This window comes from Streptomyces sp. NRRL S-31, assembly GCF_000718775.1.
In the GTDB taxonomy this organism is placed as follows: Bacteria; Actinomycetota; Actinomycetes; order Streptomycetales; family Streptomycetaceae; genus Streptomyces.
The window spans coordinates 1-22,602 of record NZ_JOCB01000122.1 but is presented as its reverse complement, the minus strand read 5'-3'; the positions used below and the strand labels follow the sequence as shown (position 1 = coordinate 22,602).

Below are 22,602 nucleotides of genomic sequence, written 5' to 3'. Positions count from 1 at the left end.
GTGCTGGGCGGGGCCGGGGTGGTGGGGCCGGCCGACGGGGGGCGGTGCGTCGGGCGGCTCGGCGCCGCGCCGTAGCCGTCGATGGTGACCACCGCGCCCGCCGGGGCCACCGCCACCCGCGCCCGCCAGTGGCCGGACGGCTCGCGCAGATGGTCGACGTACACCTTGACGGTCACCGTCCGGCCGGGGCCGAGGGTTCCGGTGGACCGGCTGAAGTAGAGCCAGGCGGCCGGTGTGGACACCGACCAGCGGACCTCGGACGCGCCGGAGGCCGTGAGGGTGATCAGGGTGGTGTCGCCGTCGTTGGCGGCGTCGACGGCCAGCCGCCCCGCGCCCTTCCGGTCCGCTCCGCCGACGCTGACCACCTCCACGGAGACGTCCGCCGTGCCGTCCCCGCCGGTCCGGGGGCCCGGCTTCGCGCTGACGTTCCCCGCGTTCCGGTAGTCGCCGGCCGGGCCGCCGCCGAGCAGGCCGGGGCCCTGTGTCTCGCGCGCGGTCGCGGAGGGGCCGTCGTCCCCGGCCGGTCCGCCCCGGTAGGCGGCCCAGAGGGCGAGGACCGGAGCGGCGACGACCGTGGCGACCACGGTCGTCGTGACGGCACGCGCGCGCAGCCGCTCGCGGCGGGCCGCGCGGTCCTTGGGGTCCACCGGGAAGCCGCGCCGGTCGAAGCGGGGTACGGCCGCGCCCCGCGCGCGCGGGTGGTGCGCCAGGGCGGTGCCGAGGGCCGCGCGCGGGGCCTGGAGGACGGGCAGCTCGGCGGGGGTGACCGTGGCGCCGGGCCAGTTGCCGGAGACGGCGCGCTCGGCGGTGCGGCGGCAGCGCGGACAGTCGTCGACGTGCCGGACCAGCTCGCGCCGCAGGGCCGTGCCGAGGACCAGCCGGCTGTCGCCGGTGAGGTGCGCCACGCTCGGGCAGCCGCCGGCCCGGACCACGGCGAGGGCCGCGCTGGTGCGCTCGACCTCGCAGGCGGCGGATGCGAGCAGCTCGCGGGTGGCGGCGGGCTCCCTGCCGAGGACGGCGGCGACCTCGTGGGCGGCGAGGTGGTGGCGCACGGCGAGTTCCAGTGCCTCGCGCTGCTCGGGGGTGGTCCCGGCCGCCTCCGGCCAGGCCAGCAGGGCGAGTTCCCGGCGCCGCTCCTCGGACTCCGGGTCGCGGGACGGGTCCGGGGCGCCTCCGCCCGGCCCCGGCGCCGGCGCCGTCGACGGCCGGGCCCCGGTGCGGCCCGCCGCGTGCGTGGCCTGACGTTTCTGCTTGGCTGCGGCCAGCTTGCGCAGGCACGCCCAGCGGGCCAGCGCGTACAGCCAGGCCCTGCGGTCGCCGGGGGCCTCGGGAGCCCGGTGGCCGCGCCGCTCGGCCAGGGCGAGGACGTCACCGAGGACGGCGGTGGCCTCGTCGTGGTCGCACAGGACCGACAGACAGTAGGTGAACAGGCCGTCCAGATACGGCTCGTAGCGCGCCGGCGTGCGCCGGGCGAGGGCGCGCGCGGCGTTGCGGTCCCGCGCCTCACTCGCCTCACTCGCCTCCCTCGCCTCTCGCGCCTCGCCCCGCGCTTCGCCTCGTACCCCGCCCCGTTCCTCGCCTCGTGCTTCGCGCGCAGCGCGGTGCGCCCGGTGCGCGCCGGTCGTACGGGTGGTCGTCTCCGGACTGCTGCTCATCACCCGTGCGACCGTAGGCGGCGGTGGAGTGCCCCTTCCGGAACCTTGAGCACTTTTAATCCGTACGGGTGAAACGATCCCTCATAAGGGGACAGGAACCCTTTGTTCCGCGGCTGTATCCCGGCGGGTGGTGGCCGGAAGGGGCTCGCCCGCGGGCGCGTCCCGGGCCCGCGCCCCCGGCCCGCGGTCCCGTTGTCAGTGCCGCGGGCTACGGTTTCCGCATGGCTGCCCGTACCAAGACCACCAAGGACCGCCCGTCCTACCGCTGCACCGAGTGCGGCTGGCAGACGGCCAAGTGGCTCGGCCGCTGCCCCGAGTGCCAGGCGTGGGGCACGGTCGAGGAGTACGGCGCGCCCGCGGTGCGGACCACGGCGCCGGGCCGGGTGACCAGCTCCGCGCTGCCCATCGGCCAGGTCGACGGCCGGCAGGCCACCGCCCGCTCCACCGGCGTGCCCGAGCTGGACCGGGTGCTCGGCGGCGGCCTCGTGCCGGGCGCGGTCGTCCTGCTCGCCGGCGAGCCGGGCGTCGGCAAGTCCACCCTGCTGCTGGACGTGGCCGCCAAGTCCGCCAGCGCCGAGCACCCCACGCTCTACGTCACCGGCGAGGAGTCGGCGAGCCAGGTGCGGCTGCGCGCCGACCGCATCCGCGCGCTCGACGACCATCTGTACCTGGCCGCCGAGACCGACCTGGCCGCCGTCCTCGGGCACCTGGACCAGGTCAAGCCGTCCCTGCTGATCCTCGACTCGGTGCAGACGGTCGCCTCGCCCGAGATCGACGGCGCGCCCGGTGGCATGGCCCAGGTCCGGGAGGTCGCCGGCGCCCTGATCCGCGCCTCCAAGGAACGCGGCATGTCCACGCTGCTGGTGGGCCACGTCACCAAGGACGGCGCCATCGCCGGACCGCGCCTGCTGGAACACCTGGTGGACGTCGTCCTGCACTTCGAGGGCGACCGGCACGCCCGGCTGCGCCTGGTGCGGGGCGTGAAGAACCGGTACGGGGCGACGGACGAGGTCGGCTGCTTCGAGCTGCACGACGAGGGCATCACGGGCCTCGCCGACCCCAGCGGCCTGTTCCTGACCCGGCGCGCGGAGCCGGTGCCGGGCACCTGTCTGACCGTCACCCTGGAGGGCCGCCGCCCGCTGGTGGCCGAGGTGCAGGCGCTCACCGTCGACTCGCAGATCCCCTCCCCGCGCCGCACGACGTCCGGTCTGGAGACCTCCCGCGTGTCGATGATGCTGGCCGTGCTGGAGCAGCGCGGCCGGATCAGCGCGCTCGGCAAGCGGGACATCTACTCCGCGACGGTCGGCGGCGTGAAGCTGTCGGAGCCGGCCGCCGACCTCGCCATCGCGCTCGCCCTCGCCTCCGCCGCCAGTGACACCCCGCTGCCGAAGAACCTGGTGGCGATCGGCGAGGTGGGACTCGCGGGCGAGGTCAGACGGGTGACCGGTGTGCAGCGCAGGCTCTCCGAGGCGCACCGGCTGGGCTTCACGCACGCGCTCGTGCCGACCGATCCGGGGAAGGTGCCGCCCGGCATGAAGGTCCTGGAAGTCGCCGACATGGGGGACGCGCTGCGCGTTCTGCCCCGCTCCCGTCGCCGAGAGGCCCCACGGGAGGCGGAAGAGCGCCGGTAGACTTTGCCCAGGTCTCGCCCGTCCGTACGAACCGAGTGCGGGAACGGGAGCGCGTCAGAACCTGCGACCGGAGGAGTGCAGTGGCAGCCAACGACCGGGCAGCAGCTCCCGGAAAGTCCGGTGGGAGTGCCGGTTCCGATCGCCTGATGCGCGCCTCGCTGAGCGCCGTGGCACCGGGCACGCCGCTACGCGACGGCCTGGAGCGGGTCCTGCGCGGCAACACCGGCGGGCTGATCGTCCTCGGCTCGGACAAGACGGTCGAGGCGATGTGCACGGGTGGTTTCGTGCTGGACGTGGAGTTCGCCGCCACCCGGCTGCGGGAGCTGTGCAAGCTGGACGGCGGCATCGTGCTCTCGTCGGACCTGTCGAAGATCCTGCGCGCGGGCGTCCAGCTGGTCCCGGACCCGACGATCCCCACCGAGGAGACGGGCACCCGGCACCGCACGGCGGACCGGGTGAGCAAGCAGGTCGGCTTCCCGGTCGTCTCGGTCTCCCAGTCGATGCGCCTGATCGCCCTCTACGTGGACGGCCAGCGGCGCGTCCTGGAGGACTCGGCGGCGATCCTCTCCCGGGCGAACCAGGCGCTGGCGACCCTGGAGCGGTACAAGCTGCGGCTGGACGAGGTCGCGGGCACGCTGTCGGCGCTGGAGATCGAGGACCTGGTGACGGTCCGGGACGTCTCGGCCGTCGCGCAGCGGCTGGAGATGGTGCGCCGCATCGCCACCGAGATCGCCGAGTACGTGGTCGAGCTGGGCACGGACGGCCGGCTGCTCGCCCTCCAGCTGGAGGAGCTGATCGCCGGGGTGGAGCCCGACCGTGAGCTGGTCGTCCGGGACTACGTGCCCGAGCCGACGGCGAAGCGTTCGCGCACGGTCGAGGAGGCGCTGGCCGAGCTGGACGCGCTGACCCACGCGGAGCTGCTCGAAATGGGCACGGTGGCGCGTGCGCTGGGCTACACCGGGTCTCCCGAGACGCTGGACTCGGCGGTGTCGCCGCGCGGCTTCCGTCTGCTGGCGAAGGTCCCGCGGCTGCCGGGCGCGATCATCGACCGGCTGGTGGAGCACTTCGGCGGCTTGCAGAAGCTGCTGGCCGCGAGCGTGGACGATCTCCAGGCCGTGGACGGCGTGGGCGAGGCCCGGGCGCGCAGCGTGCGGGAGGGCCTGTCGCGGCTGGCCGAGTCCTCCATCCTGGAGCGGTACGTCTGACCGCGGCGGCGCCGGGTGCCCGGCGTCCGGTCCGGGCGAGCGGTCCCACGGCCCCGCGACACGGCACGGTTCCCCGCGCCCCTTCGGGACGCGGCCCGGACCCGCCCGGCACGGACCGTCGGGATTCCGGGCGTCCCCTCCGGATCAGCCCGGCCGTCCCGGCTTCGGATTCAGCCCGGATTCGTCCCGCCTTCGGATTCAGCCCGGGTCCGTCCCGTCCCGGAGGTAACCCGCTAGTCCGCGGACAGGACGAACGACGCCTGCGTCTTGCCGTACCCCGGCGTCTTGGCCTCCAGCAGGTACGTGCCCGCCTTGGCCGAGCCGGCGGGCGGGGTCTCGCAGTGGGCCGCGCTCGGCTTGCGGTCCCACTTCACGGTGTACGTGATGCTCTGACCGGCCGGCACCCGGAAGTCCAGGCTTCCCGCGCCCTTGGGGCAGTCGGCCGACGACCAGTACGCGTCGTCACCGTCGGCCGGAGTGATCGTCAACACCGCGTTCTTCGGCCCGAGATCGACCTTGCAGTCGGCCGACGAGCGGTTCCGGGCGATGAGTTGGAACGTCAGCGTCTGGTCCGGCGAGTAGGAGTTGTGCAGGCTGCGCAGGCTCAACGCCACCGCGGCCGACGTGCACTCGGGCAGTGTGGAGGACGCCGGGAGCGCGTCGCCCGCGGCGACGGCGGCACCACCGGAACCGGCGCCCGAACCACCGCCCGGACCGTCACCGGAACCGGGAGACCCCAAGGCCCCGGAGGTCCCGCCGGAGTCCGCGCCCGACTCCGCCGAACCACCGTCCCCGCCCGAGCCGGAGCCGGAGCCGCCGTCACCGGAGCCCCCGCCGCCCGACTCGTCGCGCCCGCCCGGGTGTTGGCTGATCGCGGAACCGGACGGGGTCGGTCCCGGGGTGATGGTGTGCGTGGGGTTCTTGCCGTCGGACCCGTTCGCGCTCTTCTTGCCGCCCCCGCCGCCGGCGGTGACGATCCACGTGATCACCAGCGCCAACACGGCGAGCAGGGACAGCAGTACGACCCTCCGGCGCCAGTAGATGGTGGAGGGAAGCGGCCCGATCGGATTGCGCAGAGATCCCACGCGCAAACTCTACGAGAGATCGGCGCACGCGCTCGCGTCCCCCGCCGCGTCGCCGCCAACTTTTCCGGATCATCATTCCGGTAACTTCCATGGGCGGTACCGCCCTTCACCTTTCCGCACGCTGGGTGACCGTGCCGTCACGCCTGCCGCCCGGCAACCCGTGGCAGGATCGGAAGGGCCATGACTGAGATGCTGCACGCCCCTGTGATCGACTGGTTCGACGCCCATGCCCGCGACCTCCCCTGGCGCCGCCCGGAAGCGGGCCCGTGGGGCGTGATGGTCAGCGAGTTCATGCTCCAGCAGACCCCGGTGAACCGGGTGCTCCCCGTCTACGAGGAGTGGCTGGCCCGCTGGCCGCGCCCGGCCGACCTGGCGAAGGAGGCGCCGGGCGAGGCGGTGCGCGCCTGGGGCCGGCTCGGCTACCCGCGCCGCGCCCTGCGGCTGCACGGCGCCGCGGTCGCCATAACGGAGCGGCACGGCGGGGACGTACCGACGGACCACGGGCAGCTGCTGGCACTGCCCGGCATCGGCGAGTACACGGCCGCCGCGGTGGCCTCCTTCGCCTACGGGCAGCGGCACGCGGTGCTGGACACCAACGTCCGCCGGGTCCTCGCGCGGGCGGTGACGGGTGTGCAGTACCCGCCGAACGCCACCACGGCCGCCGAGCGGCGCCTGGCCCGGGAGCTGCTGCCGCAGGACGAGCGGACCGCCGCGCGCTGGGCCGCCGCCTCGATGGAGCTGGGCGCGCTGGTGTGCACGGCGAAGAACGAGGGCTGCCAGCGGTGTCCGATCGCCGCGCAGTGCGCCTGGCGGCTCGCGGGCAAGCCGGAGCACGCGGGACCGCCGCGCCGCGGGCAGACGTACGCGGGTACGGACCGGCAGGTGCGCGGCAAGCTGCTGGCCGTGCTGCGGGAGGCCCACACACCGGTGCCGCAGGCGGCGCTGGACCGGGTGTGGCACGAGCCGGTGCAGCGGGCGCGCGCTCTCGACGGGCTGGTCTCGGACGGTCTGGTGGAGCCGCTGCCCGGCGGTCTGTACCGGCTGCCGCTCGGCTGACGCACAGCCACCTCACAGTCCCACGACCTCCGTTACAGACCATCCAGCCGGGCAATTCACCCCATACCCGGACAAGTGGACTGTTCGCTTTACCCCGTTCCCTCGTCCGTTACACAACCGACGGATAGCCGATTGCCAGCCGCAGGCTGGTCCGCACAGCGCCGTGACAACCGCTCCGTAACTTCTTCCCCGTGCCCGGCGGACCACCGGGCGTGGGGACGGCGGGACTTCGGGCACGAGCCGGAAGCGACGGGGAACGGAGGCGGTTGATCATGGCGCAGGGCGAGGTGCTCGAATTCGAGGAGTACGTCCGCACCCGGCAGGACGCGCTGCTGCGCAGCGCCCGCCGGCTGGTCCCGGACCCGGTCGACGCCCAGGACCTGCTCCAGACCGCGCTGGTGCGGACGTACGGCCGCTGGGAGGGCATCGCCGACAAGCGCCTCGCCGACGCCTATCTGCGCCGGGTCATGATCAACACGCGGACCGAGTGGTGGCGGGCGCGCAAGCTGGAGGAGGTGCCCACCGAGCAGCTGCCGGACGCCTCCGTGGACGACTCCACCGAGCAGCACGCCGACCGGGCCCTGCTGATGGACGTCATGAAGGTGCTCGCACCGAAGCAGCGCAGTGTCGTGGTGCTGCGACACTGGGAGCAGATGTCCACAGAGGAGACGGCCGCCGCCCTCGGCATGTCGGCGGGAACGGTCAAGAGCACGCTGCACCGGGCGCTCGCCCGGCTCCGGGAGGAGCTGGAGGCCCGCGATCTGGACGCACGCGCGCTGGAGCGTGAGGAGCGGGAGCGTTGCGCGGCCTGACCGGGGCCGGGCCCGAACAGGCCCGTAGCAGTTCACAGGCGGTGATCGCGGTGGGGGCCGCGCTCGCCGCCCTCCTCCTTTTCGTCGCCGCGTGCGGCAGCGGGGGCACCGGCGCCCGGGACGAGGGACCGGCGCACGCCTCGGCGGTGGCGGCGGCCGGCGCCTCCCCGTCGCCCAGCGTCGTCGGCAAGTACCGCCGGGTCGACGCCGTGGCGCTGCTGAAGGGCGACCCCGCCGTGTCGGGGGCGGTCAAACGCGAGCTGAAGCCGTGCGACGGCGACAACTACCAGGTCGACGTGTCGTACGCCGATCTCACCGACGCCCCGGTGGACGACGTCGTCATCAACGTGATGACCTGCGCGGACTGGGTGGGTATCGGCTCGTACGTGTACCGGGACGACGGCGGTGTGTTCAAGAACGTCTTCAAGACCGAGGAGTCCCCGGTCTACGCGGAGATCGACCAAGGCACCCTGTCGGTGACCAGGCAGTACTACGAGCAGGACGACCCGATCTCCAGCCCGTCCGGTGACATCGTGACGCCCTACACCTGGCGGGCGGGACGATTCGTCCCGGGGAAACCCACCCGCAACGAGTACAGCAAGTCCGTCGGCCCGAGCCCGCGGCCCGTGCCGGAGAACTGATCCCCCACACGCACACACGAGGACTGAGAGCACCGGGATGGCAGACCAGACCCACGTCCTGTTCGTCGAGGACGACGACGTCATCCGCGAAGCCACCCAGCTCGCCCTGGAGCGGGACGGCTTCGCGGTCACCGCGATGCCCGACGGCCTGTCGGGCCTGGCGGCGTTCCGGGCGAACCGGCCCGACATCGCCCTGCTGGACGTCATGGTGCCGGGCCTGGACGGGGTCAGCCTGTGCCGGCGGATCCGGGACGAGTCGACCGTGCCGGTGATCATGCTGTCCGCGCGCGCCGACTCCATCGACGTCGTCCTCGGTCTGGAGGCGGGCGCCGACGACTACGTGACCAAGCCGTTCGACGGTGCCGTGCTGGTCGCCCGGATCCGCGCGGTGCTGCGCCGGTTCGGGCACGCCGGCGGGACCGCGCAGGCGGAGGAGTCCACGGCCGCGGTCGCCGGCACGCTCACCTTCGGGGAGCTGGAGATCGACACCGACGGCATGGAGGTGCGCCGGTCCGGGCAGCCGGTGGCGCTGACCCCGACCGAGATGCGGCTGCTGCTGGAGTTCTCCTCGGCGCCGGGCTCCGTGCTCTCCCGCGACAAGCTGCTGGAGCGCGTGTGGGACTACGGCTGGGGCGGGGACACGCGGGTCGTCGACGTGCATGTGCAGCGGCTGCGGCAGAAGATCGGCCAGGACCGGATCGAGACGGTCCGCGGCTTCGGCTACAAGCTGAAGGCCTGAGCGGGGCGACGGTATGCGGGGGATTCTTCGGCATCCGGTCCGCCGGGTGGAGGACGCGGGCCTGCGCACCGGGCTCCGGTGGAAGCTGAGCGCGGCCATCGCGCTGGTGGCCGGTCTGGTGGCGATCGCGCTGAGCCTGGTCGTGCACAACGCGGCCCGCGTCTCGATGCTGGACAACGCGCGCGAACTGGCCAACGACCGCCTGCTGCTGGCCCAGCGCAACTACGAGCTGAACCGGGGACCGGTGTTCCCGTACGTCAAGGTCGACGACCCGCACCTGCCGGCCGCGCTGCGCGCAAGCGTCGAGCGGGGCCGCCGGGCCAGTGACGTCTCCCAGCGCGGTGGCATCCCCGACATCTGGGCGGCCGTACCGGTGAAGGACGGGCACGTGCTGTCCGTGCACCTCCACATGCCGGACCGCAGCACCGACATGATGAAGGACCTGGACCAGGCCCTGGTCATCGGTTCGGTCGCGGTCGTGCTCGGCGGCAGCGCGCTGGGCGTGCTGATCGGCGGCCAGCTCTCCCGCCGGCTGCGCAAGGCGGCGGCCGCCGCGAACCAGGTCGCCAAGGGCGAGACCGACGTCCGGGTGCGGGCGGCCATCGGCGGCGTCGTACGGGACGAGACCGACGATCTGGCGCGGGCGGTGGACGCCATGGCGGACGCGCTGCGCCAGCGTCTGGAGGCCGAGCGGCGGGTCACCGCCGACATCGCGCACGAGCTGCGCACCCCGGTGACCGGTCTGCTGACGGCCGCCGAGCTGCTGCCGCCCGGCCGGCCCACGGAACTGGTGCTGGACCGGGCGAAGGCGATGCGCACGCTGGTCGAGGACGTGCTGGAGGTGGCCCGGCTGGACAGTGCCTCGGAGCGGGCGGAACTCCAGGACCTCCTGCTGGGCGAGTTCGTCTCGCGCCGGGTGGCGGCCAAGGACCCGGGGATCACCGTACGGGTGGTGCACGAGTCGGAGGTCACCACCGATCCGCGGCGGCTGGAGCGGGTGCTGTTCAACCTGCTCGCCAATGCCGCGCGGCACGGCCGGCCGCCGATCGAGGTCACCGTGGAGGGCCGGGTCATCCGGGTCCGCGACCACGGCCCCGGCTTCCCCGAGGAGCTGCTGGCCGAGGGGCCGAGCCGGTTCCGCACCGGCAGCATGGACCGGTCCGGGCAGGGCCATGGGCTGGGGCTGACCATCGCGGCCGGCCAGGCGCGGGTGCTCGGTGCCCGGCTCACCTTCCGCAACGTACGGCCCGCGGGCGCGCCCGCCCACGTTCCCGCGGAGGGCGCGGTGGCCGTCCTGTGGCTGCCGGAGCACGCACCGACCAACACGGGCAGCTACCCGATGCTGCCCGTGTCCGGGAGCGGCTAGCCGGCCACCGTGACCGGCCCCCGCCCACGGTCCGCGCAACGGCCGGGACCGGCCGGGGAACGGCCGAAGGCCCCGGCGGCGGACACCCCGGGGCCTTCGGACGCGGACGGAACTCAGACGGCGTCGGCCATCGCCGCCGGCGCCGCGTCGGCACCGTCCGCGGAGCCCTGCTGCGGGCCGCCCTTCAGCGGTACCTCCTTGACGAACAGCGCCGCGATCAGCACCAGCACCGAGACGGCGGCACCCAGCAGGAACGCGGAGTGCGTTCCCGCGGACACCGCGTGCTGGTACGCCTCGCGGGCCGCCGCCGGCAGCTTGGCCAGGCTCGCCGCGTCGAGCTGCGCGGACCTCTCGGTGACGTTCGCGCCCAGCGCGCCGGCCCGCTCCGCCATCACGTCCTGGACGCGGTGGTTGAACAGCGCGCCCATGATGGCGACACCGAAGGAGGAGCCGAGCGTACGGAACAGGGTGGTGGACGAGGACGCCACGCCCATGTCCTTCATCTCCACGCTGTTCTGCGCGACCAGCATGGTGATCTGCATCAGGCAGCCCATGCCGGCGCCGACCACGGCCATGTAGACGCCGGACGTCAGCCGCGTCGTGCCGGTGTCCATCGTCGACAGCAGATACAGGCCGATGATCATCAGCACGCCGCCCGCGATCGGGAAGACCTTGTAGCGGCCGCTGTTGGTGGTGACCCGGCCGGCCACCATCGAGGTCACGAGCATCGCGCCGAGCATCGGCAGCAGCAGCAGACCGGAGTTGGTCGCCGAGGCGCCCTGCACCGACTGCTGGTAGAGCGGCAGGAACAGGGTGGCGCCGAACATCACGAAGCCGGTGATGAAGCCGATGACCGACATCAGGGTGAAGTTGAGGCTCCGGAAGATGTGCAGCGGCAGCACCGGCTCGGCGGCCCTGGTCTGCCAGAACACGAACCCGATCAGCGCGGCCACGCCGATGCCGGTCAGCTCCATGATCCGCGCGGAGGTCCAGGCGTACTCCGTGCCGCCCCAGGTGGTGACCAGCACGATGGCGGTGATGCCGACGGTCAGCAGGACGACGCCCAGGTAGTCGATGCCCGCCTTGGACCGCTTCCTCGGCAGGTGCAGTACGGCGGTGACCAGCGCGAGGGCGACCGCGCCCAGCGGCAGGTTGATGTAGAAGGCCCAGCGCCAGCCCCAGTTGTCGGTGATGGTGCCGCCGACGAGCGGTCCGCCGATCATCGCCAGCGCCATGACGCCGGCCATCATGCCCTGGTACCTGCCCCGCTCCCGCGGCGGCACGAGGTCGCCGATGATCGCCATGACGCCGACCATGAGGCCGCCGGCGCCGAGACCCTGCACGGCCCGGAACCCGATCAGCTGGCCCATGTCCTGCGCCATGCCGCTCAGCGCCGAGCCGATCAGGAAGATCACGATGGAGCTGAGGAAGGCTCCCTTGCGCCCGTACATGTCGCCGACCTTGCCCCAGATCGGGGTGGAGGCGGCGGTGGCCAGGGTGTAGCCGGTGACGACCCAGGAGAGGTGCTCCAGCCCGCCCAGTTCGCCCACGATCGTGGGCATCGCCGTACCGACGATCATGTTGTCGAGCATCGCGAGCATCATCGCGATCATGAGTGCGAGGAGTACTACTCGCACGCTTCTGGGCCGCTTGCCCTCTTTTATGTTTTCGACCGTGTCCGCCATCGTCTTCCCGTTTCCCCCTGCGACGGTTACTTACTTGCCGCCCGGCTAGTTATCACTACACTGGGAAGGTAGACGGCCAACTAGCCGGGCGTCAAGTAAGTTTCCGCGGAGCGCGAGGAGTACGAGGATGGGCGTCACCATGGACGGCACCAAGCAGCAGCGCCGCGGCAACACCCGCCAGCGCATCCAGGACGTGGCGCTCGAACTCTTCGCGGAGCAGGGCTACGAGAAGACCTCCCTGCGGGAGATCGCCGAGCGCCTCGACGTCACGAAGGCGGCCCTGTACTACCACTTCAAGACGAAGGAAGAGATCATCGTCAGCCTCTTCGAGGACCTGACGCAGCCGATCGAGGAACTGATCGAGTGGGGCAGGGGGCAGCCGCACACCCTGGAGACCAAGCAGGAGATCGTCCGCCGCTACAGCGAGGCGCTCGCGGGCGCGGAGCCGCTCTTCCGCTTCATGCAGGAGAACCAGGCGACGGTGCGCGAACTGCGCATCGGCGACACCTTCAAGGACCGGATGCGCGGCCTGCGGGACATCCTCATCAACCCGGAGGCGGAGCTGGTGGACCAGGTGCGCTCGGTCAGCGCCATGTTCACGCTGCACGCCGGCATGTTCGTGATGCAGGACCTCGAAGGCGACTCCGAGAAGAAGCGCGAGGCCGTTCTCGAAGTCGCCCTGGACCTGATCCGGCAGGCGCACGAGCACGCCGGCGGGAAGGGTTAGCGGACCCCCCGGGTCAGACGGTCACGCCGTGGGAGCGCAGGAACGCGACCGGGTCGACGGCGGAGCCGTAGTTCGGGGTGGTGCGGATCTCGAAGTGCAGGTGGGGGCCGGTGGAGTTGCCGGTGGAGCCGGACAGCGCGATGTGCTGGCCGGTCCGCACCACCTGGCCGACCTTGACGTCGATCCGGGACAGGTGCGCGTACTGCGAGTACGTGCCGTTGCCGTGCTGGATGACGACGGCGTTGCCGTACGCCGGACCGTCGCCGGCACCGTTCCCGCCGGCCTTGACGACGGTGCCGCCGTGTGCGGCGACGACCTCGGTGCCGGTCGGCACGGCGAAGTCCTGGCCGCTGTGCTTGGCGACCCAGTGGCTGCCGGCCTGCATGAAGCCGGCGGAGAGCGTGTACTTGTGCACCGGGTCGACCCAGGAGGTGGCGGACGCGGTGGCGGCGCTCGCGACCCCGGTGCCCAGCACGGCCGTGGCGCCGAGACCGGCAGCCAGGACGGCCACGCGGTTGCGGTGCGAGGACGTACGAGCGGAGCGGGACGTGAAGCGTCGGAACATCGGGACCTCGTGAACTCGGAGACGGATTCACCACCCGGCGTACGGACGTCCACGAGGGGGTCCGGCCGGTGCGGCCATCCCTTGGTAACCGAGCACCCCGAGAACCGACAAAGGGCCCATCTACGGCGTCAAGTAGTAGGTGCGTACAAAACCAACCACCTCTTGACACCCGTCCCGGCCGAGGGACACCACCCCTGACGACGGGTTTTACCTTGGGGTCCTTTATCGGTGAAAGTCCGTTTTATCCATCTATTTCCGCTCACTATGTCAGCTAGTAGGCGGTTTCCGGCCTGTGCTGCTTATCACCGGGCGCCCCGGCCGGAAACCCGGGGAATGTGACCCAGGCCGCTGGCCGCCTACCGTCCAGTAACCCCACGGTTCCCCTGGCGTCTGCCTCAGCGGGCGGTCGTCGCGGTCGTCGTCACGCGCGCCGAGCGCACTGGCTAGGCTCCCTCCGTACGTCGTACGCACACGGGGGGGGTGGCGGATGGAACCGGCCGTACTGGGTGGCAAGCTGGCCTCCGGCTTGATCGGTCCGCTGGTGAAGAAGCTGTTCGCGCAGGACGGACCGGGCGCGGGACTGGTCGACGGACCGGTGCGGCTGTCGGCACTGGTGTCGTTCAGGGGCGAGAAGCGGACCCTGGGCGAGAAGGAGGTGCGCGTCCTCGCCGGCCGCCTGGTGGCGCGGGCCGTGGCCTCCCCGGGCGAACGTCCCTTCCCGCCCGACGAGGAGACGGCCGTCACCGACGCGCTGACCGGCCGGCTGCTCGCCCTCGGCGACCTGGACATGGACGACGTACAGGCCGTACGGCTCGGCAGCCGGGACCTGGCACGACTGCTCCACCGTCACGCCCCGCCCCCGGACGGCCTGTCCGCCGACGCCACCGCCTTCCTGGACTCGGCGACCCAGTGGGCCTGCCTGCACATCCTGGAGTTCTTCACCCGCCGCTCCACCTTCGTGGCCCGGACCCTGGTGGAGCAGGTCAGGGCCCAGCGGGAACTGATCGCGAAGACCGACGAGCTGATCGCCCGCATCCCCCGCCCGGACGCACTGGACCTCGCCTTCGAGCGCCGCTACCTGCCCTACGTCGCCGACCACCACAACCACATCACCATCTATGGCATCGACCTGCGCGACTCCCCCGACCGCTGGCCCCTCGAAGTCGCCTATCTGAGCCTGGAGGCGGCCGAGGCGGAGGACACCGCGCGGGGCGGCGGCGAGCATCCGCCGCTCACCCCGGGCAGGATGCCCGCCGAGGAGGCGCTCGCCGCCGGTTCCCGCGTGCTGCTGCGCGGCGACGCCGGCTCCGGCAAGACGACGCTGGTGCAGTGGCTGGCGGTCACCGCCGCCCGCGACGGCCACCGCGTCCCCTGCGTCCTCCCCCTGCGCACCCTGATCCGCACCGGCCCGCTCCCCGCCCCGGCCGACTTCCTGAAGGCGGTGAGCTGCCCGCTGACCCCGCCGGAGGGCTGGGCCGACCGCGTGCTGACGGCCGGGCGGGGCCTGGTCCTGGTGGACGGCCTGGACGAGATACCGGCCGCCGACCGCAACCGCACCCGTGACTGGCTGCGCTCCCTGCTCACCGCCTACCCGGGCAACGACTGGCTCCTGACCTCCCGCCCGACCGCCGTACGCCCCGACTGGCTGGCCGAGGAGGGGTTCCGGGAACTGACCCTGGCCCCGATGCGCCGCCCGGAGGTGGCGACCTTCGTCCACCGCTGGCACGCGGCCGCGCGGGCACCCGAGTACGAGGGCCCCCTCCTGGACTCCCTGCGCACCAAGCGCGACCTGGCCAGGCTGGCCACCAACCCCCTGATGTGCGGTCTGATCTGCGCCCTGCACCGGGACCGCCGCGGCTACCTCCCCACCGGCCGCAAGGAGCTGTACGACGCCGCCCTGACGATGTTGCTGGCCCGGCGGGACCGGGAGCGCGGGATGGGCGCCGAGCCGGGTGAGGAGGCCCAGCTGGAGCTGTTGCAGCGGCTGGCGTACGCGCTGGTGCTGAGCGGGCGGACGGAGATGGACGCCGACACGGCCGAGGGGATCGTGGAGCGGTGCCTGCCGGCGGTCGGTCCGGCGGCGGGGCAGGGTGACGCCGCGACCGTCCTCCGGTCACTGCTCCTGCGCAGCGGACTGCTGCGCCGGCCGGCCGAGGGCGTCGTGGACTTCGTGCACCGCACCTTCCAGGACTACCTGGGCGCCCGGTACGCCGTCGCGGAGGGCCATCTGGACGTCCTGGTCAGCCACGCCGACGACACCCAGTGGGAGGACGTCGTGCGGATGGCGGTGGCGCACGCCCGGCCCCGGGAACGGGCGGCGCTGCTACGGCAGTTGCTGGACCGTGACACCCCTCGGCTCACCCTGCTGGCGCTGGCCTGCCTGGAGCACGCGACGGCGCTCGATCCGGCGGTGCGGGCGGCGGTCGAGTCACGGGCGGCCAGCCTGGTCCCCCCGCGTTCGACGGAGGGCGCCCGGGCCCTGGCGGAGGCGGGACCGCTGGTGCTGGAACTGCTGCCTGGGCCCGAGGGGCTGACGCCCGAGACGGCGCACGCGGTGGCGGTCACCGCCTCGCTCCTCGCGGACGAGGAGCCGGAGGGAGCGCTGGCCGTGCTGCGGCGCTTCCGGGAGCACCCCGATCTGCGGGTGCGGCGGCAGCTCGTGGGCACCTGGGGGCGCTTCGACACCAGGACGTACGCGGCCGAGGTGCTGGACCATCTGGACCGGACGGACCTGGTGCTGGCCTGCCGGGACGCGGAGGAGCTCGAGGCACTGGCCCGGATGCGGCCCTGGCAGCACCTCCAGCTCTCGGGCGCGCACACCGGTGAGGACATCCTGGCCGCCCTGCCGGACCCCGGCACGGTGACGGAACTCAGGCTGCGGCGGAACCCGGCGCTCACCGATCTGGCGGCCCTGTCGGCGCTCACCTCGCTGCGCGAGCTGGAGCTGATCGAGTGTCCGGCCGCGACGGGCCTGCACCACCTGTCCGCACTCCCGCTGAACCGGCTGGTGTTGGACTGCGGCGGCGATCCCACGGGGCTGCGCGGGCTGGAGCACTGGACGAGTCTGCGCTCGCTCGACCTGTACCTGAGCGGCGCGGACGTCCTCGCGGACCTGCCTGAACTGCCGCACGTCACAAGGCTTCGGGTGTTCGGGACCGGCAGCGTCGAGGACCTCCGCGCCCTCGCGGCGCGGATGCCGGGACTGCGGTCGGTGCTGCTGGGTCTGCGGCGCGATCGCAGGCCGTCCGACTTTCCCTACGCCTCCCTGTTCCCGCAGGCCGAGGTGAAAGTGGTCTCGCCCTGAAAGCCCGGAGGGGCCGGTGCCCGGAAGGCACCGGCCCCTTCGGTCGGTCGACTCGCCGGACGCTTACGCGTCCTTGCTCAGGTTCGGCCCGGCACCGCCGGCCGCCTGCTCGATCGGCGGGACGTCCGGCAGCGCCGACTTCTCCTCACCCCGGAAGGTGAAGGTGGCGGCGTCGCCCTCGCCCTCGGTGTCCACGACCACGATGTGACCGGGACGCAGCTCGCCGAAGAGGATCTTCTCCGAGAGCGTGTCCTCGACCTCGCGCTGGATCGTGCGGCGCAGCGGACGCGCGCCCAGCACCGGGTCGTAACCCTTCTTGGCCAGCAGCTCCTTGGCGGACTGGGAGAGCTCGATGCCCATGTCCCGGTCCTTCAGGCGCTCGTCCACCTTGCTGATCATCAGGTCGACGATCCTCAGGATGTCCGCCTGCGTCAGCTGCGGGAAGACGACCACGTCGTCGACGCGGTTGAGGAACTCGGGACGGAAGTGCTGCTTCAGCTCGTCCGAGACCTTGTTCTTCATGCGCTCGTAGTTGGTCTTCGTGTCACCCGAGGCGGCGAAGCCGAGGTTGAAGCCCTTGGAGATGTCCCGCGTGCCGAGGTTGGTCGTCATGATGATGACCGTGTTCTTGAAGTCCACGACCCGGCCCTGGGAGTCGGTCAGACGACCGTCCTCCAGGATCTGGAGCAGCGAGTTGAAGATGTCCGGGTGGGCCTTCTCGACCTCGTCGAAGAGGACGACGGAGAACGGCTTGCGGCGGACCTTCTCGGTCAGCTGGCCGCCCTCTTCGTAGCCCACGTAACCGGGAGGCGAACCGAAGAGACGCGACACCGTGTGCTTCTCGCTGAACTCCGACATGTCGAGGGAGATCAGCGCGTCCTCGTCACCGAAGAGGAACTCGGCGAGCGCCTTGGACAGCTCGGTCTTACCCACACCGGACGGGCCGGCGAAGATGAACGAACCACCCGGACGCTTCGGGTCCTTCAGACCCGCGCGCGTACGGCGGATCGCCTTCGACAGCGCCTTGACGGCGTCGGTCTGGCCGATGACCCGCTTGTGCAGCTCCTCCTCCATGCGGAGCAGGCGGCTGGACTCCTCCTCGGTCAGCTTGAAGACCGGGATGCCGGTGGCCGTGGCGAGGACCTCGGCGATCAGCTCGCCGTCGACCTCGGCGACGACGTCCATGTCGCCGGCCTTCCACTCCTTCTCCCGCTTCGCCTTCGCGGCGAGGAGCTGCTTCTCCTTGTCGCGCAGGGAGGCGGCCTTCTCGAAGTCCTGCGAGTCGATCGCGGACTCCTTGTCCCGGCGGACACCGGCGATCTTCTCGTCGAACTCGCGCAGGTCCGGCGGAGCGGTCATCCGGCGGATGCGCATCCGGGAACCGGCCTCGTCGATCAGGTCGATCGCCTTGTCCGGCAGGAAGCGGTCCGAGATGTACCGGTCGGCCAGGGTGGCCGCCTGGACCAGGGCCTCGTCCGTGATGGAGACGCGGTGGTGCGCCTCGTACCGGTCGCGGAGGCCCTTGAGGATCTCGATCGTGTGCGGCAGGGACGGCTCGGCGACCTGGATGGGCTGGAAGCGGCGCTCCAGGGCCGCGTCCTTCTCCAGGTGCTTGCGGTACTCGTCCAGGGTGGTCGCACCGATGGTCTGGAGCTCACCGCGGGCCAGCATCGGCTTGAGGATGCTCGCCGCGTCGATGGCGCCCTCGGCGGCACCCGCACCGACCAGCGTGTGCAGCTCGTCGATGAACAGGATGATGTCGCCGCGGGTGCGGATCTCCTTGAGCACCTTCTTCAGGCGCTCCTCGAAGTCACCGCGGTAGCGGGAGCCGGCGACCAGGGCGCCGAGGTCCAGCGTGTAGAGGTGCTTGTCCTTGAGCGTCTCGGGCACCTCGCCCTTGACGATGGCCTGGGCGAGGCCCTCGACGACGGCGGTCTTGCCGACGCCGGGCTCACCGATCAGGACCGGGTTGTTCTTGGTACGGCGGGACAGCACCTGCATGACCCGCTCGATCTCCTTCTCGCGCCCGATGACCGGGTCGAGCTTGGACTCACGAGCGGCCTGGGTGAGGTTCCGGCCGAACTGGTCCAGGACGAGAGAGGTCGAGGGCGTGCCCTCGGCCGGGCCGCCCGCGGTGGCGGTCTCCTTGCCCTGGTAACCGGAGAGCAGCTGGATGACCTGCTGCCGCACCCGGTTGAGGTCTGCACCCAGCTTGACCAGGACCTGGGCGGCGACGCCCTCGCCCTCACGGATCAGGCCGAGCAGGATGTGCTCCGTGCCGATGTAGTTGTGGCCCAGCTGAAGGGCCTCGCGGAGCGACAGCTCCAGGACCTTCTTGGCACGGGGGGTGAAGGGGATGTGGCCGGACGGGGCCTGCTGGCCCTGGCCGATGATCTCCTCCACCTGCTGACGGACCGCCTCAAGCGAAATGCCGAGGCTCTCCAGGGCCTTAGCGGCGACACCTTCGCCCTCGTGGATGAGACCCAGGAGGATGTGCTCGGTGCCGATGTAGTTGTGGTTGAGCATCCGGGCTTCTTCCTGAGCCAGGACGACAACCCGCCGCGCGCGGTCGGTGAACCTCTCGAACATCGTTAATCGCTCCTCAGAGCGGTCAGGCAGTGGGGGGAACTTCCCCTCCCTGTCCTTCCGCAGCTTAGTCCCGCAAGCGGGGACCGCTCATTCCAACTGCCGACACCGTGATGGCCTCCTGACCCCGAACGCCGACATCTGCTCCAACCCGATGGTGCGAGACGATGTTCCCGCAGGCCAGGTAGTTACCCCACTCGCCAGTACGCCGATGGCGAACGTGAGACGGCCCGTCCTGCGTGTCGCCCCCTCCCACTAGGCATGTCTTACCCGCGGGGACTGACACTCCATGCCGCGCGCCCCGGTTCCCTCCGCTATGGGCGAACAACCTCGTACCTCCCCGGACCCCCACATGCCCCCCGAACCGGCACCGTGCGCAGCCGACGCGGCACCCAGCGTAACCCTTGTGCCATTCGGACGGTTGCCCTTGTCATGGTTGGCTCGGTCCCCACGTCTGCGATCCCCACGTCTCCTTCGTCCCCTTCGTCCCCCTCGTCCCCCTCGTCCACGGTTCCCCTTCCCCGCCGGTCCCTCGGCCGGGGCGCCCCGGCGGCCGGTGCTCCCGCCGCCGGCCCGGACGCGCCGGCCCGGCACTGGTACGAGAACGATCTGGGCTGGCCGACAGTGCCCGGACGGCCGCTGCGGCTGCGCCTGGGGGTGCGGTTCGACGTGCTGGACGTGCCGGCCGAGGCGGGCGCGGGGGCGCTCCGGCATCTCGCGGCGGGGTCCCCGGTGGTCCTCCGGGGCGACCGGATGGAGCTGCTGGTGGCCCCGGGCAGCGCGGACGAGCTGCCCGGACTCCTGGACTGGCTGGAGTGGGGCGCCGTGGCGCTGGACATGAGGGCCCTGGGCGCGGGGGACACCCTGGAGGCTCCGCCACCGCCCGCGGGGGCGTACGGCCCGGTCGGCGCACGGCCTGGGAGCGCGGGGGTTCCGGGGGCCGGTACAGCCGGTACCGCCAGCGCAGGGGGCCCGGGGGCGGCGGGGACTCTCGGGTCCGCCGCGGGTGAGCTTGGGGCCACGGAGGCTCTGCGGGCCACCGCAGAAGGCTTTGGGGCCGTAAGGGCTCTGGAAGCCGCCCCAGGGGGCTTCGGGGCCGTCGTGCGGCCCGATGCCGCCGGGCAGGGGTGCGAAGGGCCGCTACGGGCCGGATCGGCGCGGGCCGGCACCCCGCCGGCCGCTCCCGTGGGAGCGGCGTCCGCGCGGGCCCTGTCCGCGCAGGGGGCCGCCGTCTGGCTGCGGCCCCCCGGGCCGGGACACGAGGCCGAGACCTCGCTGCCGGCCATGCCCGGCATGCCGGGCAGGACGGCCGCACCGGCCGTGGGGCGCGAGGGAAGCGCCCCCGATCTCGTACGACTGGTGGACACGGTGGCAGCGCACTGTCACCGGGTCCTGCTTCGGCGCGCCCGCGCCGGACATCCCGTCGACCGGCTGGATCAGCCGTTGGCCTTCTCGTAAGCCTCGCGGATCGACGCGGGAACCCGGCCGCGGTCGTTGACCTCGTAACCGTTCTCCTTGGCCCAGGCGCGGATCGCCGCGGTGTCCTGGTTGCCGCCGGAAGCGGCGCGCGCCTTTCCACGCCCACCCGAGGCACGGCCGCCGGTACGGCGCCCGCCCTTCACATAGGGATCAAGAAGGCCGCGCAGCTTGTCCGCATTGGCAGTCGTGAGATCGATCTCGTACGTCTTGCCGTCCAGCGCGAACGTCACCGTCTCGTCCGCCTCGCCGCCGTCGAGGTCGTCGACAAGAAGGACCTGAACCTTCTGTGCCACCGCAATTCCTTTCATCGATAACGTTGAGGGTCAGGGGGTCTGCGGCGTCCGCCGTTTCGCCGCCCCTGTTATATGCAGTACTGCGTTACGTCGGAAAGCAAACCGCTTTTGCCGGAAAAACACAAACCCTCGGGCAAGACCCGGCGGACCGCCCGCGTCCGGAAACATGCGCGTTTCGGACATAGGGCACCGGGGCAATGACGATCACAGATGCAGAAGCATCCGACTGTTGCCCAAGGTGTTCGGCTTCACTCGTTCGAGACCGAGGAACTCGGCGACGCCCTCGTCATAGGAACGCATCAGCTCGGCGTACACATCGGTGTCGACCGGGGTCTCGCCGATCTCCACGAAGCCGTGCTTCCCGAAGAAGTCCACTTCGAAGGTCAGACAGAAAACCCGTCGAACGCCGAGCCAGCGCGCGGTCTCGAGCAACTTCTCCAGCAACTGATGTCCGACGCCGGCCCCCTTGAGGCCGGGCTTCACCGCCAGAGTGCGGACTTCCGCCAGGTCCTCCCACATGACGTGGAGCGCACCGCAGCCGACCACCTCGGCGTTGTCGTCGCGTTCGGCGACCCAGAACTCCTGGATGTCCTCGTAAAGCGTGACCGTGGCTTTGTCGAGCAGGATGCGGTCACGGACGTAGGCATCGAGGAGGTGGCGGACGGCCGGGACATCGCTGGTCCTGGCCCGCCGGACGGTGATGGCTTTTGCGGAGACTTCGGGACGCATCGCTGACATGAGCGGACGCTATCGTCCGCCCGCGTCCTCTGCCGAGCCGGGGTTCTCCTGTCGCCCGGCTTCGGGGGCTTCCTGTTGCCGGGGTTCCGGGGCCGCCTGTTGCCGGGGTTCGGGGGCTTCCCGGGTTTCTTCCGGCCCCTGGACGATGCGTACGGCGTCCCTGAGGGCCTGGCGCTGTTCCTCGCTCATCATGCCGAAGAAGGCGACGAGTGCGGCGGCCGGGTTGTCGCTCTGCGTCCAGGCGTCGTTCATCAGGGCGGCGGCGTACGCGGCGCGAGTCGACACGGCCTCATATCGATAGGCCCGGCCTTCCGCCTCACGGCGCACCCAGCCCTTCTGATGGAGATTGTCCAAAACCGTCATGACGGTGGTGTACGCGATGGAGCGTTCCCGCTGGAGGTCTTCCAGGACTTCTCGAACGGTCACCGGGCGGTTCCACTTCCACACCCGCGTCATGACCGCGTCTTCGAGTTCTCCCAATGGGCGAGGCACAGCTCAGACAATAGTGGGAGATCCCGGCAATGGCGTGCCGAACGTGCACTACGGGGGCAAACGCGCACAAAAAGGACGTACGGCAGTGCGGTGCGAGGCGCCGGCGAGCCGTACGGCTCGGAACGGGCCGGGGCCGCCCGGGGGCGCGGCATGCGCGCCCGGGGCGGGTCAGGCGCCTGCGGCGGGGCTCTCGGGTCCGGCCTCCACGCGGGCGAGGGCGGCGTCGACGGCCGCGTCCTCCTTGGCCTTGGCGGCACCGCCCTGGGTCTTCACGATCACCCTGACCACACCGATGAAGAACACGGCCATGACGACCGGGGGCACGAGCGCGGAGACGTAGTCCATGCCCTCCAGAGTAGCCACGCGGGCCCGGGCGAAAGGGGCGGGGTGCGCCCAGCACGCCCCCGTCGCCCCGAATGTCACCCTCCGGCGCGCGGAACCCTCGCCCCGGACCCCGATCGCGGACGGCCACGGACGCACGCGCCCGCACGCGACGGCGGCGGGGCGGGACGGCGGCGGGGCGGGACGGCGGCGGGGCGGGAC

19 protein-coding genes are annotated in these 22,602 nt (G+C 72.0%); 10 read left to right on the top strand and 9 right to left on the bottom strand.

Annotation, left to right across the window (positions count from 1 at the left end):
* The coding region (locus tag IF37_RS0134105; protein WP_030751836.1) for a hypothetical protein at positions 1–1,655 on the bottom strand (1,655 nt) is incomplete at its 3' end.
* Positions 1,656–1,876: 221 nt separating this feature from the next.
* Here IF37_RS0134105 and radA point away from each other — a divergent pair.
* Together radA and disA are read left to right on the top strand one after the other, a co-directional pair.
* Positions 1,877–3,286 (top strand): DNA repair protein RadA, encoded by a 1,410-nt coding sequence (radA, locus tag IF37_RS0134100; RefSeq protein WP_030751833.1) that lies wholly within the window; start codon positions 1,877–1,879, stop codon positions 3,284–3,286.
* Positions 3,287–3,366: 80 nt separating this feature from the next.
* A complete protein-coding gene (gene disA, locus IF37_RS0134095; protein WP_030751830.1) occupies positions 3,367–4,491 on the top strand; it encodes a DNA integrity scanning diadenylate cyclase DisA in 1,125 nt (374 codons plus the stop codon).
* A gap of 233 nt (positions 4,492–4,724) precedes the next feature.
* Here the strand turns inward: disA and IF37_RS0134090 are convergent, their stop codons facing one another.
* On the bottom strand, positions 4,725–5,576 hold the full coding sequence (locus IF37_RS0134090) for a hypothetical protein (RefSeq protein ID WP_030751827.1): 852 nt from the start codon (positions 5,574–5,576) through the stop codon (positions 4,725–4,727).
* 180 nt (positions 5,577–5,756) lie between these two features.
* Between IF37_RS0134090 and IF37_RS0134085 the strand changes: the two genes are divergently transcribed.
* From IF37_RS0134085 to cseC, 5 genes are all read left to right on the top strand, one after another.
* Positions 5,757–6,632: an A/G-specific adenine glycosylase gene (locus tag IF37_RS0134085; RefSeq protein ID WP_030751825.1), complete on the top strand. Its 876-nt coding sequence runs from the start codon at positions 5,757–5,759 to the stop codon at positions 6,630–6,632.
* Between the two features lie 272 nt (positions 6,633–6,904).
* A complete protein-coding gene (locus tag IF37_RS0134080; protein ID WP_030751823.1) occupies positions 6,905–7,444 on the top strand; it encodes a SigE family RNA polymerase sigma factor in 540 nt (179 codons plus the stop codon).
* Between the two features lie 41 nt (positions 7,445–7,485).
* Positions 7,486–8,085, top strand: a complete 600-nt coding sequence (locus IF37_RS0134075; RefSeq protein ID WP_037857730.1) for a hypothetical protein — start codon at positions 7,486–7,488, stop codon at positions 8,083–8,085.
* Between the two features lie 37 nt (positions 8,086–8,122).
* On the top strand, positions 8,123–8,824 hold the full coding sequence (gene cseB, locus IF37_RS0134070; RefSeq protein ID WP_030751819.1) for a two-component system response regulator CseB: 702 nt from the start codon (positions 8,123–8,125) through the stop codon (positions 8,822–8,824).
* 13 nt (positions 8,825–8,837) lie between these two features.
* Positions 8,838–10,190, top strand: coding sequence for a two-component system sensor histidine kinase CseC (cseC, locus tag IF37_RS0134065; protein ID WP_030751817.1), 1,353 nt, complete (start codon positions 8,838–8,840; stop codon positions 10,188–10,190).
* A 113-nt stretch (positions 10,191–10,303) separates the two neighbouring features.
* On the opposite strand, the gene IF37_RS0134060 is transcribed toward cseC, so the two are convergent.
* Entirely contained in the window at positions 10,304–11,875 is a 1,572-nt protein-coding gene (locus tag IF37_RS0134060; protein WP_030751816.1) for an MDR family MFS transporter, read from the bottom strand.
* 127 nt (positions 11,876–12,002) lie between these two features.
* Between IF37_RS0134060 and IF37_RS0134055 the strand changes: the two genes are divergently transcribed.
* On the top strand, positions 12,003–12,602 hold the full coding sequence (locus IF37_RS0134055) for a TetR/AcrR family transcriptional regulator (protein ID WP_030751814.1): 600 nt from the start codon (positions 12,003–12,005) through the stop codon (positions 12,600–12,602).
* A 13-nt stretch (positions 12,603–12,615) separates the two neighbouring features.
* Here the strand turns inward: IF37_RS0134055 and IF37_RS0134050 are convergent, their stop codons facing one another.
* Positions 12,616–13,167 carry a M23 family metallopeptidase gene (locus IF37_RS0134050; protein ID WP_030751812.1) on the bottom strand — a complete coding sequence of 184 codons (552 nt, stop codon included), beginning with the start codon at positions 13,165–13,167 and terminating at the stop codon, positions 12,616–12,618.
* Between the two features lie 487 nt (positions 13,168–13,654).
* Between IF37_RS0134050 and IF37_RS0134045 the strand changes: the two genes are divergently transcribed.
* Positions 13,655–16,471, top strand: coding sequence for an NACHT domain-containing NTPase (locus IF37_RS0134045; RefSeq protein ID WP_030751810.1), 2,817 nt, complete (start codon positions 13,655–13,657; stop codon positions 16,469–16,471).
* A gap of 63 nt (positions 16,472–16,534) precedes the next feature.
* On the opposite strand, the gene IF37_RS0134040 is transcribed toward IF37_RS0134045, so the two are convergent.
* Positions 16,535–19,060, bottom strand: coding sequence for an ATP-dependent Clp protease ATP-binding subunit (locus IF37_RS0134040; protein ID WP_030751808.1), 2,526 nt, complete (start codon positions 19,058–19,060; stop codon positions 16,535–16,537).
* 258 nt (positions 19,061–19,318) lie between these two features.
* On the opposite strand from IF37_RS0134040, the gene IF37_RS46715 reads away from it, so the two are divergent.
* On the top strand, positions 19,319–20,515 hold the full coding sequence (locus tag IF37_RS46715) for an SCO3374 family protein (RefSeq protein ID WP_367647143.1): 1,197 nt from the start codon (positions 19,319–19,321) through the stop codon (positions 20,513–20,515).
* On the opposite strand, the gene IF37_RS0134030 is transcribed toward IF37_RS46715, so the two are convergent.
* From IF37_RS0134030 to IF37_RS45100, 4 genes are all read right to left on the bottom strand, one after another.
* A complete protein-coding gene (locus IF37_RS0134030; protein WP_030751806.1) occupies positions 20,494–20,829 on the bottom strand; it encodes an Lsr2 family protein in 336 nt (111 codons plus the stop codon). The two genes, IF37_RS46715 and IF37_RS0134030, sit on opposite strands and share 22 nt — an antisense overlap.
* A 204-nt stretch (positions 20,830–21,033) precedes the next feature.
* On the bottom strand, positions 21,034–21,567 hold the full coding sequence (locus IF37_RS0134025; protein WP_030751805.1) for an amino-acid N-acetyltransferase: 534 nt from the start codon (positions 21,565–21,567) through the stop codon (positions 21,034–21,036).
* Between the two features lie 9 nt (positions 21,568–21,576).
* Positions 21,577–22,059, bottom strand: a complete 483-nt coding sequence (locus IF37_RS0134020; RefSeq protein ID WP_079166017.1) for a BlaI/MecI/CopY family transcriptional regulator — start codon at positions 22,057–22,059, stop codon at positions 21,577–21,579.
* Between the two features lie 168 nt (positions 22,060–22,227).
* Positions 22,228–22,404 (bottom strand): hypothetical protein, encoded by a 177-nt coding sequence (locus tag IF37_RS45100; protein WP_030751801.1) that lies wholly within the window; start codon positions 22,402–22,404, stop codon positions 22,228–22,230.
* Positions 22,405–22,602: the final 198 nt, after the last annotated feature.